The sequence below is a fragment of the Streptomyces phaeoluteigriseus genome (genome assembly GCF_001896135.2).
GTDB lineage: Bacteria > Actinomycetota > Actinomycetes > Streptomycetales > Streptomycetaceae > Streptomyces > Streptomyces phaeoluteigriseus.
Genome location: NZ_MPOH02000049.1, coordinates 23,260 through 42,207 on the forward strand (window position 1 = coordinate 23,260; position 18,948 = coordinate 42,207).

Genomic DNA, 18,948 nt, shown 5'->3' on the forward strand with positions numbered 1-18,948 from the left:
TCGGCCAGCAGCGCCTGCTCCACCAACGCCCGCACCTCGTCGTGCGAGGCGTGGGGCTGCGCCGTACGCTTCTCCGCGGTCGTCAGCAGCCGCAGTGTCGCGGCGTTGCGGACGTCGCCGACGATCAGCCGGCCGCCCGGCGCGAGGAGTTCCATCAGCTCGCACAGCACCCGGTCCAGGTACTCCGCGCTCGGGAAGTACTGTGCCACCGAGTTGAGCACCACCGTGTCGAACCCGGCGCGGGGCAGCCCGGAGACGTCGTCGGCCGCCTGGGCGCTCAGCCGGACCCGATCACCGTGACCGGCCTTCTCGGCCTGGGTCCCGACCCGCTCCACCACCGTGGCCGAGATGTCCGTGCCCCAGTACTCCTCGACCTCACCGACGATCCTGGCGAGGAGCAGGCCGGAACCCACACCGACCTCCAGCACCCGCCGCGGCGCGAACCGCAGCACCTGTGCCACCGCCGCGTCCCGCCACTCCCGCATCTGTTCGAGCGGGATCGGTTCACCGTCGTACACCGACTTCCACAGCTGGAAGTCCTCGCCCCACGCCTCCTCGCCGGAATCGGCGTAGCTTTCGTCGTAGACGTGGCGCCACTCGTCCACCTGGGCGCCGGCGTCGGCCACCGCGGCGTCCGGATCCGGCACCACGTAGGCGACCAGGCGCTGATCGCCCTTCTGGTCCTCGCGCACCACGACCGCCGCCTGGGCCACACCGGGATGCCCGGTCAGCACATGCTCGATCTCACCCAGCTCGATACGGAACCCGCGGACCTTGACCTGGAAGTCGGTCCGGCCGATGTACTCGACCTGCCCGTCCTTGTTCCACCGCACCAGGTCCCCGGTGCGGTACATCCGGGTCCCCGGCGCGCCGTAGGGGCAGGCCACGAACCGTTCCGCGGTCAGGCCGGTCTGCCCGAGGTAGCCCCGTGCCAGACAGGCGCCGGCCAGGTACAGCTCACCGGCGACCCCGGGCGCGACCGGGCGCAGCGCCGCGTCGAGGACGTACACCTGGTTGTTCCAGATCGGCGCGCCGATCGGCACCCGGTCGGCACCCGGTACGTGCTGCCATCCCGTGACCTCGACGGTCGCCTCGGTGGGGCCGTAGAGGTTGTGCGCGCCGCAGCCGGGCAGCAGGTCGACGAACCGGTTGGCCAGGGCGGCCGGGAACGCCTCGGCCGCGACCTCGATCCAGCGCAGGCTGGTGCAGTGCTTGGCGAGGGGTTCGGCGACGAACGCCGCCAGCAGGGAGGGCACGAAGAACGCGCCGGTCACGTGCTCCCGCTGGATCAGCTCGGCCAGGTAGGCCGGATCGCGATGCCCGTCGGCTCGTGCGACGACGACGGAAGCACCCATCTGCAGGTTGGCGAACATCTCCGGCACCGACGCGTCGAAGCTCGCCGACGTGCTCACCAGCATCCGGTCCTCGACCGTGACGTCGAAGTGCGACAGCCCCCACTTCACCCGGTTCATGATCGACCGGTGCGACACCGGCACACCCTTGGGACCGCCGGTGGAACCGGAGGTGTAGATGACGTAGGCGACGTGGTCCGGCGACAGCGCTCGTTCCGGGTCCGTGTCCGGGTACCCGGACACGTCCGGCGCTGTCCCGTCGAGCACCAGCAGTGGCTTCGCGCTCTCCAGCACGTGCCGCACCCGGTCCTCGGGCAGGTCGGTGTCGATCGGCACGTAGGCCGCCCCCGCCTTGACCACCGCGTGGACCGCCACCAGCAGGTCGACGGAACGCGGGATGCGTACCGCGACCAGTTGTTCGGGGCCCGCGCCCCGCTCGACCAGCCAGTGCGCCAGCCGGTTGGCGCGCCGGTTGAACTCCGCGTACGTCAGCGTCTCGTCCTCGCCGATCACCGCGACGCGGTCCGGGTCGCGCCGCACCTGGGCCTCGAACGCGGCCGGCAGGGTGCCCGCGGGCACCGGATGCGCCGTGTCGTTGACCCGCCGCACGAGCCAGTCCCGCTCCTGTGCCGACAGCACCTCGATCCCGCGGACCGGTGACCGCGGGTCGGCGACCAGTTGCTCCAGCACCCGCGTGAACCGTGCGGCGATCGACTCGGCCGTGTCCCGGTCGAACAGCTGGGTCGAGTACTGGAGGTCACCGCGCAGCGCCCCCGACTCGTCCATGGTGATGCTGAAGAACAGGTCGGACAGGGCGGTCTGCGTCAGGTACTGCTGGAACTCCACCTTGAGTCCGGCGAGTTCGAAGTCCTGCTTCGCGAAGTTCTGCCAGGCGAACATCACCTGGAACAGCGGCTGGTAGGCCGCGGAGCGGTCGGGATTGATCCGCTCGACCAGCGTCTCGAACGGCACGTCCTGGTGCTCGTAGGCGGCCAGTGCCTTCTCCCGCACCTGCGCGAGCAGGTCGGTGAACGACGGGTCGCCGGACAGATCCACCCGCAGCACCTGGGTGTTGACGAAGAACCCGACCAGATCGGCGAGCGCCTCGTCGGTCCGCCCGGCGATCGGACCGCCGATCGTCACGTCCTCCCCACCGCCCAGCTTGCCGAGCAGTACGCCCAGCGCGGCCTGCAGGACCATCGACATGGTCATCCCGCGCTCGTCGGCCAGCTTCTGGAGCCCGGCCGCCACCTCCGGCGCCACCACGACATCGACCGCGTCGCCCTGCGAACTCCGTTCCGCGGGCCGTGGGCGGTCCAGCGGCAGGTTCAGCGGCTGCGGCACCCCGGCCAGCTCGGCGTGCCAGTACTCGACCTGCGCCGCGGCCAGACTGCCCGGGTCGTCCACGTCGCCGAGCAGCTCGCGCTGCCACAGCGCGTAGTCCTTGTACTGCACGGGCAACGGCTCCCACCCCGGCGCCCGACCGTCCCGGCGGGCGGTGTAGGCGGACGACAGGTCCCGGGCCAGGGGCCCACCCGAGACGCCGTCCGAGGCGATGTGGTGGATGACCAGGACCAGGACGTGTTCCTCGGGTGAGCAGCGGAACAGGGTCGCCCGCAACGGGATCTCGGCCGCGAGGTCGAACCGGTGCGCGATGACCTTGTCGACCGCGTCGGACAGGTCTTCGGGGGCCACCTCGACCACCGGTACCTGCACCAGCGCCTCCGCCGCCGACAGGATCCGCTGGTGCGGCTCGTCGTCGTCGTCCGTCACGTACGTGGTGCGCAGCGTCTCGTGCCGGTCGACCACGTCGCGGATCGCCGCGACGAGGGCGGCCCGGTCCAGTGGCCCGGTCAGCCGGAACGCCGGGGAGATGTTGTAGGTCTCCGCGCCTCCCTCCATCTGGTGCGTGAGCCACATACGGCGTTGCGCGAACGAAAGCGGAATCACTGGTTTCACTCCTCGGCGAACATCTTGCGGAGATTGGGGCGAAGGGGAACAGCCGATTCCTCCGACCACGCGGCGAGCGCGGACACCGTCGGCAGGTCGAAGATCTTGCGGATGGGTATCTCTCTCCCCATCTCGGCGCGGGCGCGGCTGATCAGCCGGGTGGCGAGCAGGGAGTGCCCGCCGAGCGTGAAGAAGTTGTCGTCGATGCCGACCCGGTCCACGCCGAGCACCTCGGCGAACAGCTTGGCCAGAGCCTCCTCACGGGCGGTACGGGGCGCCCGGAAGGGGGTCGTGGGGGTGAGGTCGGGGACGGGGAGGGCCTTGAGGTCGAGCTTGCCGTTGGGTGACAGGGGCAGCCGGTCGAGCGGTACGCAGACGGCGGGGACCATGTAGTCGGGCAGCCGCTCGGCCAGGTGGACGTCCAGTTCGGCCTGGCCCGGGGTGCTCCGGCCAGGAGCGGGGACGAGGTAGGCGGCCAGGTAGGGGGTGGTGTCACCGGTCTGCCGGGTCACTACGGCGGCCTGGGCGATGTGGGGATGGGACGTCAGGGCGGCCTCCACCTCGCCGGGTTCGACGCGGTAGCCACGGATCTTGACCTGGGTGTCGATGCGGCCCAGGTGGTGCAGCTCGCCGTCGGGGGTGAGGCGGGCGAGGTCGCCGGTGCGGTACATGCGGGTGCCGGGAGGCCCGTAGGGGTCGGGGACGAACCGGTCGGCGGTCATGGCGGCCTGGCCGTGGTAGCCGCGTCCGGCCCCGGCCAGGTACAGCTCGCCCGGTGTTCCCGGGGGCAGCAGGGCCAGCCCGGGGCTGAGGACGTAGGCACGCACGCCGGGGAAGGGCCGTCCGATGGGCACACCGTCGGTGTACGGCTCGTCGGGGTCGAGGAGATGGCCGGTGGCGTAGAACGTCTCGCTGGGGCCGTAGCTGTTGATGACGCGGGCCCGCGGCCAGAGCGTGCGGACCCGCTCGGCCAGGGCCGGGGTCAGCACCTCCCCGGAGATGTTCAGTGCCGTGGGGCTGATGCGGTCGGCGAGCTGGTCGACGAGTTCGGCGAAGGCCGACGGCACCGAGCAGACGACGTCGACGTCCCAGGTCTCGCGTTCGGCCAGCTCCAGCACGTCGCGCACGATCTCGACGCTGCCACCCGTGGTGAGCGCGGAGAACGTCTCGAAGGTGGCGACGTCGAAGCCGAACGAGGCGGCGACCAGCACGCGCCGGCCGGCCTCCATGCCGGCCTGCGCGACCAGGGCGGCCACGGCGTTGACGACGGTGGCCTGGGTGACGCCCACGCCCTTGGGCACGCCGGTGGAACCGGAGGTGTAGATGACGTAGGCGAGGTTCTCGGGCCCGGCCTTCGGCCTTGCCGCCGCCTCCGCGGCCACCGGGGTGTCCCTGGTGGCCGGTGCCAGGAGGTCGACCTCGTCGAGGACGAGGACCGGGATGTCGGTGGCGGGGACGAGCCGGCGGGTGCCGGCGTCCGCCAGGACCAGGTGCGGCCGGGCGGTGGGCAGGACGTGCGGGAGGCGGGCGGCGGCGTAGGCGGGGTCGACGGGCAGATAGGCCCCGCCCGCCCTGAGCACGCCGAGGAGGGCCACGACCGTGTTCGCGGTACGCGGCAGGACCACGCTCACCACGGTCTCCGGGCCCACCCCGCGCCGGGCCAGCTCTGCCGCGAGCCGCTCGGCGCGGGCGTCCAGCTCCGCGTACGTGAGCGACTCGCCCTCGGCGACCACGGCGACCGCGTCCGGGGTCCGCGCCGCCTGCGCCTCGACGAGCCCGCTGAGTGTGGCGTCCGAGGCCGCGTCGTCGAATCCGGCGAGGAGCCGGTCACGTTCGGCCGGCTCCAGGGCGTCGACCTGCGCGACCTTCAGGTCGGGGGTGGTCAGTTGGCGCAGGACGCGGACGAGGCGGGCCGCGTACGTCTCCACCGTCTCCCGGTCGAAGGCACCCGGCGCGTACTGGATGGTGAACTGCAGGTGCGGGTCGGCCGCCGCGATCAGGCACAGCGGATAGTGGTTGCCCGCGGACGGGCGGAGGCCGGTGAAGGCGATGCCGCCCGCGGCGTCGGTGGCGGCGCTGAGGCCCTCCCGGTCGACCGGGTACGACTCGAAGACGACCAGCGTGTCGAAGAGGGTCTGCAGGCCGACGGACCGCTGGATCTCGGTGAGCCCGTGGTGGTGGTGCTCCACGAGGCCGGCCTGCCGGCTCTGGAGGCGGGTCAGGACCTCGGCGAGGGTGTCGCCGGGGGCGTGGGCGACGCGTACCGGAACCGTGTTGATGAACATGCCGACCATCGACTCCACGTCCGTCACCCCCGGCGGGCGCCCGGAGACGGTCGCGCCGAACACCACGTCCTGGCGGCCGGTGAGCTGGCCGAGCAACAGCGCCCAGGCGCCCTGCACCAGGCTGTTGAGGGTGATGCCCAACTCCGCCGCCCGCCGGTCGAGTTCGCGCGCCTCGTCGAGCGGGAGCGCGAAGTCGATCTGGTCGCGGCCTTCGTCGTCCGCGCCCGTGAAGTCGGGAGCGAGCAGGGTCGGCTCCTCGATCCCCTCGAGTTCGGCCGCCCAGGCCCGGGCCGCCTCGTCCCGGTCCTGCCGGGCGAGCCAGGAGAGGAAGTCGCCGTAGTCGCGGGTCGCGGGCAGTCCGGCCGGGTCGCCGTCGGAGGCGTAGAGCAGCAGCAGGTCCCGCATGAGCAAGGGGGTCGACCAGCCGTCGTAGAGCGTGTGGTGGGCGGTGAGGACGAGTTCGGGCCGGTCGGGTTCGAGGACGGCGAGTGCCAGCCGGATCAGCGGTGGCTCGTCCGCGTCGAAGTGGGTGGCCCGGTCCTGCTCCAGGAAGCTCTCGAACGCCTCGGTCCGCTCCGTCTCCTCGGCCGCGGTCAGGTCGAGGTGCCGCCAGGGCAGGGTCACCGCCTCCGGCACCACCTGCACGAGATCGCCGTCCGCGCGGTCGACGAACGCCGCGCGGAGGCTGGGATAGCGCTCCAGCAGGGCCTGTCCGGCCCGGCGCATCCGTTCCGGATCGACCCGGCCGGAGAGGTGGAACACCAGCTGTATGTGGTACGGGTCGAACGACGCCGCTGCCAGCTTCGCGTGGAAGAGGATGCCGGACTGTGCCGGGGTCGTCGGCCACACCTTGGCCAGCTTGCCGAAGCGGGCCTCCCAGGTGTCGATCTCCTCCTGGCGTACGTCGACCAGGGGCACGTCGCTCGGGGTCAGTCCGCCGGCGCCGGGTGTCGTGGCGTGGCGGGCCAGGGCGCTCAGCGCCTCGACCCACAGCCCGGCCAGCTCGCTCACCTCGTCGCGGGAGAGCACGCCGGTGGGGAAGCCGAAGTAGGCGGTCAGCTCCTGTCCGTCGGCCGGGCCGGTGGCCACCGCGTTGATCTCCAGGGCCGACAGCACCGGCATGTCCGCGTCCGGCGCGGCGATCAGGTCCGGGTGCGTGGTGTCCGGGGCCCAGCCCAGGTCGCGCAGGTCCTCGGGGATGTCCGCGCGAGACCTGCCGAGGTAGTTGAACCCGATGCTCGGCCGGCGCTGTCCGGCCAGCGCGGCGGCCGTCTCCGGATTGAGGTGGCGCAGCAGGCCGTAGCCGAGACCGCTGTCCGGCACGGCCCGCAACTGCTCCTTGACGGCCTTGATCGCCCGGCCGGCGGCCGGACCGCCGGCGAACGCGTCCGCCACGTCCACGCCCGCCACGTCGAGGCGGACCGGGAACATCGCGGTGAACCATCCGACCGTGCCCGACAGGTCCGCGCCGGGCACCAGGTGCTCTTCCCGGCCGTGGCCCTCCAGCCGGACGAGCGTCGAGGAGCATGAGACGCCCCGCGTCCGGCGCCAGCGGACCAGCGCCAGTGCCAGCCCGGCGAGGAGACCGTCGTCGACGCCGCCACCGAACACGGCGGGCACCCGGGTCAGCAGCGTTTCCGTGACGTCCGTCGGCACCTGGACGCGCACCGTGTCCACGGTGGCCGCGACATCCCGCGTGCGGTCCGGCTCCCGTGCTCCCAGCACCGGTTCGTCCCCGCCGAGCATCCGCTGCCACACGGGCAGCTCCGCCACCCGCTCGGGGGTGGCCGCCTCCTCGGCCAGGGCGTGCGCCCACCGGCGCAACGAGGTACCCGGCGGCGCCGGTTGCGGGGCGCGTCCGTCGCGGACCCGCTGCCAGGCGGCGACCAGGTCGGGGACCAGGATCCGCCACGACACCCCGTCGACGACCAGATGGTGCAGCACCAGCAGCAGCCGGTCCGCCTCGTTGTTGGAGGTGAACCACACGCACTGCGCCATGACGCCCGCGTCCGGGTCCAGCCGGCCCGCCGCCGCGTCCAGCTCGGCCTTCACATCGGCGTCGCCGTAGGGGACTTCCCGCACCAGCGCCGCGGCGTCCACACTGCCGGCCGGCTCCATCCGCAGGCCCGGCCGCGTCCGGTCGAGCCGGGAGCGCAGCACGTCGTGCCGGTCCAGGACCGTCTGCAGGGCCGCGAGGAGTTCCGCACGGTCGATGTCCTGGGGCAGGGTGAGCAGCGCGGACATGCAGAACCGGCCGATGCCCCCGCCCAGTTCGAGGACGTGCGCCGCCGCCGGCGGCAGCGGAGCCCAGCCGACCCCGCCCCCCGGCAGCTCGGCCAGCGTCACCCGTTCCTCCGCGTCCCGCTCCTCGACCAGTTCCGCGAGCCGGGCGCCGTGCGGTGCTCGAAGATCTCCCGTGTGCTGACCGCGACGCCGCGCGTCTTGGCGCGCGCGGCGACCTGGATGGACCGGATGCTGTCCCCGCCGCCGGCGAAGAAGTCGTCGTCGATGCCCACCCGCCGGACGTCGAGCACATCGGCGTACACCTCGGCCAGGACCCGCTCGGCGTCGCTGCGCGGAGCCCGGTACTCCCCGCGGGCGAACACCGGCTCGGGCAGCGCGGCCCGGTCCAGCTTTCCGCTCACGGTCAGCGGCAGCCGGTCGAGGACCACGAACAGGGCGGGCACCATGTAGTCCGGCAGTCGCTCGGCCACGAACCGCCGCAGCTCCGCGACCGGAACACGGGCGTCCGCACCGGCATCGCCGTCGGTGGCGCCGGGGCCCGCGGGCGCCACGTAGCCGACGAGCCGGGTGTTGCCGTGGTGGTCCTCGCGCGCCGTGACCACCGCCTGGCCGACCGCGGGATGCCGGGCGAGGACCGTCTCGATCTCGGTCGGCTCGACACGGATGCCGTTGACCTTGACCTGCCCGTCGGCTCGTCCCACGTACCTCAGCCGGCCGTCCTCGTCCCACCGGGCCAGGTCACCGGTGCGGTACATGCGTGTCCCGGCCGGGCCGAAGGGACAGGCGACGAAGCGCTCCGCGGTGGCCGCGCCGCTTCGGTGGTAGCCCCGGGCGAGGAGACCCGCCACGTACAGTTCGCCGATCACACCGGGCGGGACCGGGGTCAGTTCCGGGCCCAGAACGTGGGCGCGCATGTTCGCGAGCGGCTGTCCGACCGGTATCGCGCCGTTTTCGGTCCCTTGCCGCTCCAGCGTGAAGGTGGAGGCGTAGAAGCTCTCGGTCTGTCCGTAGGCGTTGATGACGCGCACCCCGGGCAGGGCGTCCCGGACCTTGCGGACCAGATCGGCCGAGAGCGCCTCACCGGCGAAGACGACGGTCTCCACGTCGAGTTCGAGGCTGCCCGGTTCATCGGTGGCGACCTGGTCGAGCAGGGCGGAGAACACCGCCGGTACGGCACTGATGGTCGCCCCCGACCACCGTTCACGCTCGGCCAGTTCGAGTACGTCGCGGACGATCTCGACGCTCGCTCCGGTGGTGAGCGCCGTGAAGATCTCGAAGACGGAGACGTCGAAGTTCACCGAGGTCGCGGCGAGCATCCGGGACCCCGCCCCGACATGCGCCACCCGACGCAGATCGCGCACGCCGTTGACCACGGCGGCATGGGTGATGCCGACGCCCTTGGGAGTCCCGGTCGATCCCGAGGTGAACATCACGTAGGCCAGGTTGTCCGGTCCGACACGGACATCGGGGGCTTCGGGGACGGGGCCGTGGAGGCGCGAGCCGTCGAGGTTCAGGTCATCGTGGCTCGGGTCAGCGAGGTTCAGGTCATCGTGGCTCGGGTCAGCGAGGTTCAGGTCATCGAGGTGGAGTACCGGCACTCGGCACTCCGGCAGAGCCGCCGCCGTCTCCCCGTCGGTCAGCACCAGTGCCGGACCGGCCGTGGTGAGCAGGAGGTCCACGCGCGCGGCCGGGGAGGCGGGGTCGATCGGCAGGTAGGCACCGCCGGCCTTGAGGACGGCGAGGAGAGCGACCACCAGGTCCGCCGACCGCGGCAGCGCCACGGCCACCAGGACATCCGGGCCGACCCCTCGTGCGCGCAGTGCGGCGGCCAGCCGGCCGGCTCGGGCGTCCAACTCCCCGTACGACAAGGAGGTCCGCCCGGACACCACCGCCGTCGCGTCCGGCGTCCGCGTCACCTGAGCGGCGACCAGCTCCGGCAGCGTCGCCGCGGGCACGGGGACCGTCGTCTCGTTCAGCTCTGCCAGCCGGTCCCGTTCGGCACCGGTGAGCAGGTCCACCCCGCCGAGCCGGGTCCCCGGATCGGCGACGACCTGCCGCAGCACGCGCACATAGCGGTCGACGAGGCTCTCGGCCGTTGCGTGGTCGAACAGGTCCGTCGCGTACTCCAGCCGGCCGTGGGCCCGCCCGGACCGGTCCGGGACGATGTTGAAGAACAGGTCGAACTTGGCGGTGTCGGTACCCACCGGGACGGGGGTGACCCGCAGACCCGGCAGCTCGATCTCCGACCACGGGAACTGCCAGGCCAGCATCGTCTGGAAGAGCGGCTGGTAGGCGGTGGTGCGGTCCGGGTCGAGCAGTTCCACCAGGTGCTCGAACGGGACGTCCTGGTTGTCGTACGCGGCAAGGGCCCTGTCGCGCACCTGCTCCAGCAGCTCGCCGAACGACGGGTTCCCCGACAGGTCGACGCGCAGCACCCAGGTGTTGGCGAAGAACCCGACGAGGTCCTCGAGTTGCGCGTCGGGGCGCCCCTCGATCGGGCCGCCGATCGTCAGGTCGTCGCCGGCGCCGAGGTGGTGCAGGAGCACCGCCAGCGCGGCCTGGGCGACCATCGGCGCCGTGGCCCCGCGGTTCGCGGCCAGTTTCCCGATGCCGGCCAGCAACTCGGGCTCCAGCTCGATGTCGACATGACCGCCGCGGTGGCTGGCCGCCGTCGGCCGCGGCCGGTCCAGCGGCAACTGCACCGGCTGCGGAACGCCAGCCAGTTCCTCGCGCCAGTGGGCGAGTTGGGTCGCGGCGATGCTCTCGGGGTCGGTCTCGTCACCCAGCACCTGCCGCTGCCAGAGCGTGTAGTCCTTGTACTGCACAGCGAGCGGCTTCCAGCCCGGCGCGCTCCCCTGCCGGCGAGCCGTGTAGGCCGATGTCAGATCCCGCAGGAACGGCGCCATCGACGCCCCGTCCGCGGCGATGTGGTGGAACACGAACACCAGCACGTGCTCCTGCGGGGAGAGACGGAACACGGTGGTCCGCAGGGGGAGTTCCGTGTCCAGGTCGAACCCCTCGCCCACGGCCTCGCGCATCGCGGCGTCCAGCGCCTCCGCGGCCACGTCGACGACCCGCCACCCGGGGGCCGCCTCCTGCGGAGGCAGGACCTGCTGCTCCGGCGTGCCGTCCGCGTTCTCGACGACCAGGGTGCGCAGGCTCTCGTGCCGGGTGACGACATCCGTCACCGCCGCGGCCAGGGCCGCCGTGTCCAGGGGGCCGTCCAGACGCAGCACGAACGGGATGTTGTAGGTCGCGGACGGCCCTTCCAGACGGTGGAGGAACCACAGCCGACGCTGGGCGAAGGACAACGGGATCATCGACGCTACTCCTAAACGTTCATCTGTCGCAGTTGGGGCCGCTTCGACGTGTTCGACTTAGCAATCCGGGCCGCCAGTTGGGCGACGGTCGGGTTGCGGAACACCGTCGTGACCTTCACGTCGACGTCCAGTTCGTTGCGTATGCGGCCGATCAGCCGGGTGGCCAGCAGCGAATGCCCGCCGTGGTCGAAGAAGTCGACGTCGATGCCGACCTCCCGCACGCCGAGCAGCTCGGCGAACAGCCGGCACAGGACTTCCTCGTTGTGGTCGCGCGGGCCTCGTCCGGCGGAGGCTTCGGTCTGGTCCGGTGCGGGGAGCGCGTTGCGGTCGAGCTTCCCGCTCGGTGTCGTGGGGAACTCGGCGAGCGGCACGATCGCCGAGGGGACCATGTACTCCGGCAGGTGTTCCCGGACCAGGTCCGTCAGCGCCGTGGGATCCAGCTCGGCCGTCTCCGCCTCGCGGTGGACCGGCACCACGTACGCGACCAGCCGCTGGTCGTCGGTGCCGTCCTCCCGCACCACGACCACCGCGCCGTCGACATCGGCGTGCGCGGTCAGCGCCGACTCCACCTCGCCCAGCTCGATGCGGAACCCGCGGACCTTGACCTGGAAGTCGGTCCGGCCGATGTACTCGACCTGGCCGTCCCGGTTCCACCGCACGGCATCGCCGGTGCGGTACATCCGGGTTCCCGGCGCGCCGTAGGGGCAGGCCACGAACCGCTCCGCGGTCAGGCCGGTCCGTCCGAGGTAGCCCCTCGCCAGTCCGGTGCCGGCGAGGTACAGCTCGCCGTCGACGCCGGGCGGGACCGGGCGCAGAGCGGAGTCGAGGACGTAGACCTGGGTGTTCCAGATCGGCGTGCCGATCGGCACCCGGTCCGCTCCCGGCACGTGCTGCCAGCCCGTGACCTCCACCGACGCCTCGGTGGGCCCGTAGAGGTTGTGTGCGCCGCAGCCGGGCAGCAGGTCGACGAACCGGTTGGCCAGGGCGGCGGGGAAGGCCTCGCCCGCGACCTCGATCCAGCGCAGGCTGGTGCATTCCTTGGCCGAGGGCTCGGCGACGAACGCCTCGAGCAGGGAGGGCACGAAGTCCGCGCCGGTCACCCGCTCGCGCCGGATCAGCTCGGCCAGGTAGGCCGGGTCCCGGCGCCCGTCCGGGCGCGCCACGACCACGGCCGCCCCGACCTGCAACGGGGCGAACAGCTCCGGCACCGATACGTCGAAGCTCGCCGACGTGCTCAGCAGCACCCGGTCCTCGACGCCGACGTCGAAGTGCGCCAGCCCCCACTTCAGCCGGTTCATGATCGACCGGTGCGACACCTGCACACCCTTGGGGCCGCCGGTGGAGCCCGACGTGTAGATGACGTAGGCGGCATGGTCGGGCGACAGCGCGCGCCGCGGGTTCGCCTCCGAGCAGCCGGACGCGTCCGGCAGTGTCCCGTCGAGCACCAGGAGCGGCTTCGCGCTGTCGAGCACGTGCCGTACCCGGTCCTCGGGCAGGTCGGGGTCGATCGGCAGGTAGGCCGCACCGGCCTTGACCACCGCGTGGACCGCCACCATCAGGTCGACGGAACGCGGGATGCGTACCGCGACCAACTGCTCGGGCCCGGCGCCCTGTTGGATCAGCCAGTGCGCCAGTTGGTTGGCGCGCCGGTTGAACTCCCGGTAGGTCAGCCTCTCCTGCTCGGCGATCAGGGCGACACGGCCCGGGTCACGCTCGACCTGGGCCTCGAACGCGGCCGGCAGGGTGTCCGCGGGCACCGGGTGGGCGGTGTCGTTGACCCGTCGCACCAACCGGTCCCGCTCCTCGGCCGACAGCACCTCCACGGTGCCGACCTGTGTCGTCGGGTCTTCGAGCAGCTGGTCGAGCACGCGGACGAGCCGGGCGGCGATCTCCTCGGCCGCCTCGCGGTCGTACAGGTTGTCCTGGTAGTCGAGCGAGAGCCGCAGATAGGGGTCGGAGGCGTTGAGGGTGAGCGCGTAGTGCGAGCCGGCGAACGGCCGGATGGCGTCGATCGTGAAGCCCGCCGAGGCGTTCGCGTCGACGATGCCCTCGCGGTCGATCGGGTAGTTCTCGAAGACGACGATCGTGTCGAACAGGGCGGGCAGCCCGACGCCGCGCTGGATGTCGGCCAGCCCGTAGTAGTGGTGGTCGAGCAGGGAGACCTGCCGGTTCTGCAGATCGGTGATGAGGTCGCCCATGCTGTGGTCCGGTCGGCACAAGGCCCTGATCGGCAGGGTGTTGATGAACAGGCCCACCATTTCGTCCGAGCCGGTCAGGTCCGCCGGGCGGCCGTTGACGACGGCTCCGAACACCACGTCCTGCTGCCCGGTCAGCTTGGACAGGAGGATCGCCCAGGCGCCCTGCAGCAGCGTGTTCAGCGTGACTCCGAGCTGCGCGGCGCGCCGGGCGAGTTCGCGGCCCTTGTCGATCGACAGCGGTACCTCGACGCGTCCGAGGGCGGACGCCTCCCCCTTGAGGCGGGTGTCCGGGGCCACCAGCGTCGGCTGGTCGAATCCGGCGAGTTCGGCCTTCCACCGCGCCGCCGACGCCTCGCGGTCCTGCTGGGACAGCCAGGCCAGGTAGTCGCCGTAGCTTCGGGCCGGAGCAAGCTCGCGGGTCCCGGCGTACAGCCGGATCAGGTCCGTGATCACCACCGGTGAGGACCAGCCGTCGAACAGGGTGTGGTGCGCGGTGACGATGAGCTTCGCCTGCCGCGGCCCGCAGGTGAGCAGTGCCAGGCGGAGCAACGGTGGCCGGGTGGGGTCTAGTTGGTCGGCCCGGTCGTCGGCGAGGGCCTTGTCGAGCGCCGCGTCCTGCTCGGCCTCGCTCCGACCGGTCAGATCGATGTGCCGCCAGGGTACGACGACGTGTTCCGCCACGACCTGCACCGGATCGCCGCCGGCCGTGCTCAGGAACGCGGAGCGCAGGTTCGGATGGCGGTCGAGGAGCGCCTGTCCGGCCGACCGCACGCGCGCCGGGTCCACGTGCCCGGACAGGTGCAGCACGAACTGCATGTGGTAGACGTCGAAAGAGCCGTCGGCGAGCGCGGCCTGGAACTGGATGCCGGACTGCCCGGGGGCCTGCGGCCACACCTCGACCAGGCGGCCGTAGCGCTCCTCCCAGGTCTCGATCTCGTCCTGCTCCACCGTGACCAGCGGGGCGTCCGAGGGGGTGAGCCCGCCGGTCAGCGGACGTGCGGCGTGCGCGGCCAGGCCGTGCAGCACCTCGACCCACAGCTCGGCCAGTTCGGAGGCCCGCTCGCGGGACAGCACCCCGGTGGGGAACATGAAGGCCGCCTGCAACCGGGTGCCTTCGGCGGTGTCCGTGACGACCGAGTTGACCTCGAGGGCGGACAGCGCTGGCAGGTCCGGGTCGGGCGCCGGGATCAGCTCGGTGGACCAGGACGCCGGACCCCACCCGTCCGCGCGCAGGTGCTCGGGCACGTCGGCGTCGGAGATCCGGCCGAGGTAGTTGAACCCGATCTGCGGCACCGGGTGCTCGGCGAGCTGCCGGGCCGTCTCCGGGTTCAGGTGGCGCAGCAGTCCGTACCCCATGCCCTTGTCCGGGATCCCGCGCAGTTGCTCCTTGACCAGCTTGACCGCCTTCCCGGCCGCGGGACCGCCCGCGAGCACGTCGGCCAGGTCCACCCCGCTCACGTCGACCCGGGCCGGGTACATGCTGGTGAACCATCCGACGGTGCGGGAGAGGTCGGCCCCGGGGACCACGTCCTCCTCGCGGCCGTGCCCCTCCAGCCGGACCAGGGTCGAGCGGTCCGCACCGCGCCACCGGTCGACCGCCAGGGCGAGCGCGGCGAGCAGCACGTCGGTCCCGGTGGCCCTGAACGCCGCGGGAAGTCTCGTCAGCACCGCCTCGGTGACGTCGGCGGGCAGTGCCACCCGCACGCTGTCGACGGTGGACATCACATCCACCGCCGGGTCGAACGCCCGCGTCCCCAGCGGGGGGTTCGGTGCGGCGAGCAGGTCCCGCCAGTACGGCAGTTCCGCCTCCCGCTCCGGGGTGAGGGCCTCGGTGCACAGGGCCGAGACCCAGCGGCGGGCCGACGTGCCGACCGCGGGCAGCCCGGGCGCTCGCCCGACCGGATCCGCTGCCAGGCCTCGGCGAGGTCCGACATGAGGATGCGCCAGGAGACTCCGTCCACGACCAGGTGGTGGAGCACCACGAGCAGCCTGCCCTCGCCCGGCTCCCCCTCGTCCGACTCGGCGGCGAACCAGACGAAGTCCGCCATGGTTCCGGCCTCCGGGTCGAGTCGCCCGGCCGCCTCGTCCAGCTCCGCCTTCGCCGACTCCAGCGAGGACGGCTCCTCCCACCGTCCGTCGCAGGGGACCCGGCGGATCAGGTCCGCCGCCCGCACGGTGCCCGGCGGACGCACGACGAGGGACGGCTCGTCGCCGCGGACCAGCCGCGCGCGCAGGAGGTCGTGCCGGTCGAGCACGGCGTCCAGTGTCGCGGCGAGCCCGCTCGCGTCGATGTCCGCCGGCAGCTCCAGCGCCATCGCCATGGCGAACCGGTTCGTTCCGCCGCCGGACTCGAGCACGTGCCGCGCCACCGGCGGCAGGGGCATCGGGCCGATGCCACCGCCCGCTTCCTCCGCGAGCACCGGATGCCGGTCCCCGCGGGCGGAGGCCACCTCGGCCAGCCGGGCCGCGGTGCGGCACTCGAAGATCTCCCGCGTGGTGAGGTCCAGGCCCCGGGCCCGGGCCCGCGCCACCACCTGGATCGACCTCAGGCTGTCCCCGCCCACCGCGAAGAAGTCGTCGTCGACACCGACCCGCTCCACACCGAGCACGTCCGCGTACGCCGCGGTGACGATCACCTCGGCCTCGGTGCGCGGCTCCCGGTAGGCCTCGCCCATGAACTCCGGTTCGGGCAGCGCCGAGCGGTCCAGCTTGCCGGTCGGCCCGAGGGGCAGCCGGCCGAGAACGACGAACACCGACGGGACCATGTAGTCGGGCAACCGTGCGGCGACGAACCTGCGCAGTTCGGCGGCCGAGACCCCGGACTGCACATCCACGTCGCCGATGCCACCGGCGCCGTCGTCACCGACCGCTCCCTCGCCGGTGTGCACCACGTACGCGACGAGCCGCCGCCCGCCGGCGGGCACCTCCCGGCTGACCACCACCGCCTGGCTGATCCCGGGGTGCAGCGTGCACGCCGCTTCGACCTCGGCGGTCTCGATGCGGAAGCCGCGCACCTTCACCTGGCCGTCGGCCCTGCCGACGCACTCCAGCTGACCGCGCGCGTTCCAGCGGGCCAGGTCGCCCGTGCGGTACATCCGCTCGCCCGCGGAGCCGAACGGGTTCGCCACATAGCGCTCGGCGGTCATGGCCGGGCGGCCGTGGTAGCCGCGGCCGAGGCAGGTCCCCGCCACGTACAGCTCGCCGATCACGCCCTGCGGCACCGGGGCGAGCCCCGGTCCGAGGACGTAGGCACGCATGTTCCCCAGCGGGGTTCCGATCGGCGCGATGTCGTTCTCCGCCCACTCCTCGGACGCCGCGAGGGAGAACGTGGTGGCGTAGAAACTCTCGCTCTGTCCGTAGGAGTTGACGACCTGCACACCGGGCAGGGCCTCGCGCACCTGCCTCACCAGCCGCGCCGGGAGCACATCGCCCGCGAAGACGACCGTGCGCACGTCGGTCGTCTCGGCCAGGTGGTCCACCAGTTCCCCGAGCACCGAGGGAACCGCGCTGATCACGTGGCCGTTCCAGTTGTCGCGCTCGCCGAGCGCCAGCAGGTTCGGCACCACCTCGGCCGTGCCGCCGGTGGTCAGCGTGGACAGCAGTTCGAAGACCGAGACGTCGAAGTTCACCGAGGTGCCGGCCAGCATCCGCCACCCGGGCGCGCGTCCAGCACGCGCACCAGCTCCCGTACCCCGTTGACGACGTTGCGGTGGGTGATCGCCGCGCCCTTCGGCTTGCCCGTGGAGCCGGAGGTGTACATGACGTACGCCAGGTTGTCCGGAGCCAGGGGCGAGATCCGGCCCGCTTCGTCCAGCGGCCCCTCGGACGCGTCCCAGTCGGCGCGGTGGTCGAGGTGGACGGCCGAGATGTCGTCGTGCGGCAGGTCCTGCCACGTCCGGGAGTCGGTGACCGCGAAACGCGGAGCCGCTTCGGACAGCACGCTCTCCGCTCGCCCGCCCAGATACTGCGGGTCCATCGGCAGGTATCCGGCGCCCGACTTGAGGATCCCGAGCAGGCCGACCACCAGGTCCTCGGTGCGCGGCAGGGCGAGGACCACCAGGTCCTCCGGTCCGGCACCACGCCGGACCAGCTCCCGTGCGACGCCGTTCGCCCGGTCGTCCAGCTCCCGGTAGGTCAGCGTCCGGTCGTCGCACACGATCGCCGGGGCGTCCGGCGTCCTGGCGACCTGGCTCTCGAACAGCTCCGGGATCGTCAGCTCGGACACCGTGGTGGCGTTGTCGTTGAACCGGACGAGCAACCGGTCCCGCTCGCCCGCGTCGAGCACGTCGATGCCGCCGACCCTGCGCCCCGGTTCGGCCACGAGTCGGCCCAGCACGCGGACGAACCGGTTCGCGATTCCCTCGACGGTGTCCTTGTCGAACAGGTCGGCGACGTACTCCAGTCGGCACTCCGCCCCGCCCGAGCCGTTCGGGATCATGTCGAAGAACAGGTCGAACTTGGCTGTTTTGGTCTCGAGCCTCTCGGCGCGGACGTCGAGGCCGGGGATCTCCAGGTCCGGCACGGGCGGCTGCCAGGAGAGCATCACCTGGAAGAACGGGTGGTACGCGGTGGACCGGTCCGGGTTCAGCAGCTCCACCAGCCGCTCGAACGGCATCTCCTGGTTGTCGTAGGCGGCGAGGGCCCGGTTCCGCACCCGGTTGAGCAGTTGGCCGAAGCTCGGGTTCCCGGAGAGGTCGACGCGCAGGACCCAGGTGTTGACGAAGAACCCGATGAGGTCCCGCAGTTCCTCATCGGTGCGACCCGCGATCGGTGCGCCGATGGGCACGTCGTCACCGCAGCCGAGGTGGTGCAGGAGGACCGCCAGCGCGGAGTGCATGACCATCGAGACCGTGGTGTCCTCCTGCGAGGCCAGCTTCTCCACGGACCGGAGCAGGTCGGGACCGATGGAGAACCGGACCAGATCGCCGCGGTGGCTCATCGTCCTCGGGCGCGGGCGGTCGGTGGGTACGGCAAGCGGCTGGGCCAGATCGGCCAAGGTCTCGCGCCAGTACGCCAGTTGTCCCGCCGCCAGGCTGTCCGGATCGGACTCGTCACCGAGGACGTCGCGCTGCCACAGCGAGTAGTCCGCGTACTGCACCGGGAGCGGCTCCCACGCCGGGGCCCTGCCCTGTGCGCGGGCCGCGTAGGCCGTGGTGAGATCGCGGAACAGCGGTCCGAAGGACTCCCCGTCCACCGCGATGTGGTGCGCGACGAGCACCAGGGTGTGCTCGCTCGGTCCGCTCCGCACCAGCCTGGCGCGGATCGGCACGTCGGCGGCCAGGTCGAAGGCCTGGGTGGCCACCTCGTCGACCGCCGCCGCCCTGTCCTCCTCGTTCGTGACCTCGACGACCGGCAGGCCGAACGGCTTGTGGCCGAGTGACAGCACCTGCTGGTACGGGACGCCGTCGTCGTCCTCGACGATCACCGTGCGCAGGACCTCGTGCCGGTCGATGACGTCGCGGAGCGCCGACTCCAGCGCGGTCACGCTCAGTTCGCCGGTCAGCCGCAGGGCGAAAGCGCCGTTGTAGGTCGGTGAGGGGCCTTCGAACCGGTCCACGAACCACAGCCGACGCTGCGCGAACGACAACGGGATCATTGT

General features: G+C 72.2%; 2 protein-coding genes and 2 pseudogenes. All 4 read right to left on the bottom strand.

From position 1 onward, the window contains the following. Positions 1-92: 92 nt before the first annotated feature. Positions 93-3,272 (bottom strand): annotated as a pseudogene (locus tag BM536_RS41535) (amino acid adenylation domain-containing protein); the annotation flags it as partial. A 35-nt stretch (positions 3,273-3,307) separates the two neighbouring features. Next, complete coding sequence (locus tag BM536_RS43670; protein ID WP_245874008.1) at positions 3,308-7,933, bottom strand: non-ribosomal peptide synthetase; 4,626 nt, start codon at positions 7,931-7,933, stop codon at positions 3,308-3,310. Continuing rightward, complete coding sequence (locus tag BM536_RS43675; protein ID WP_245874009.1) at positions 7,930-11,151, bottom strand: non-ribosomal peptide synthetase; 3,222 nt, start codon at positions 11,149-11,151, stop codon at positions 7,930-7,932. The genes BM536_RS43670 and BM536_RS43675 overlap by 4 nt, the downstream gene beginning before the upstream one ends. Before the next feature lie 11 nt (positions 11,152-11,162). Then, positions 11,163-18,945, bottom strand: a pseudogene (locus tag BM536_RS45160) (amino acid adenylation domain-containing protein). Between the last annotated feature and the right edge of the window lie 3 nt (positions 18,946-18,948).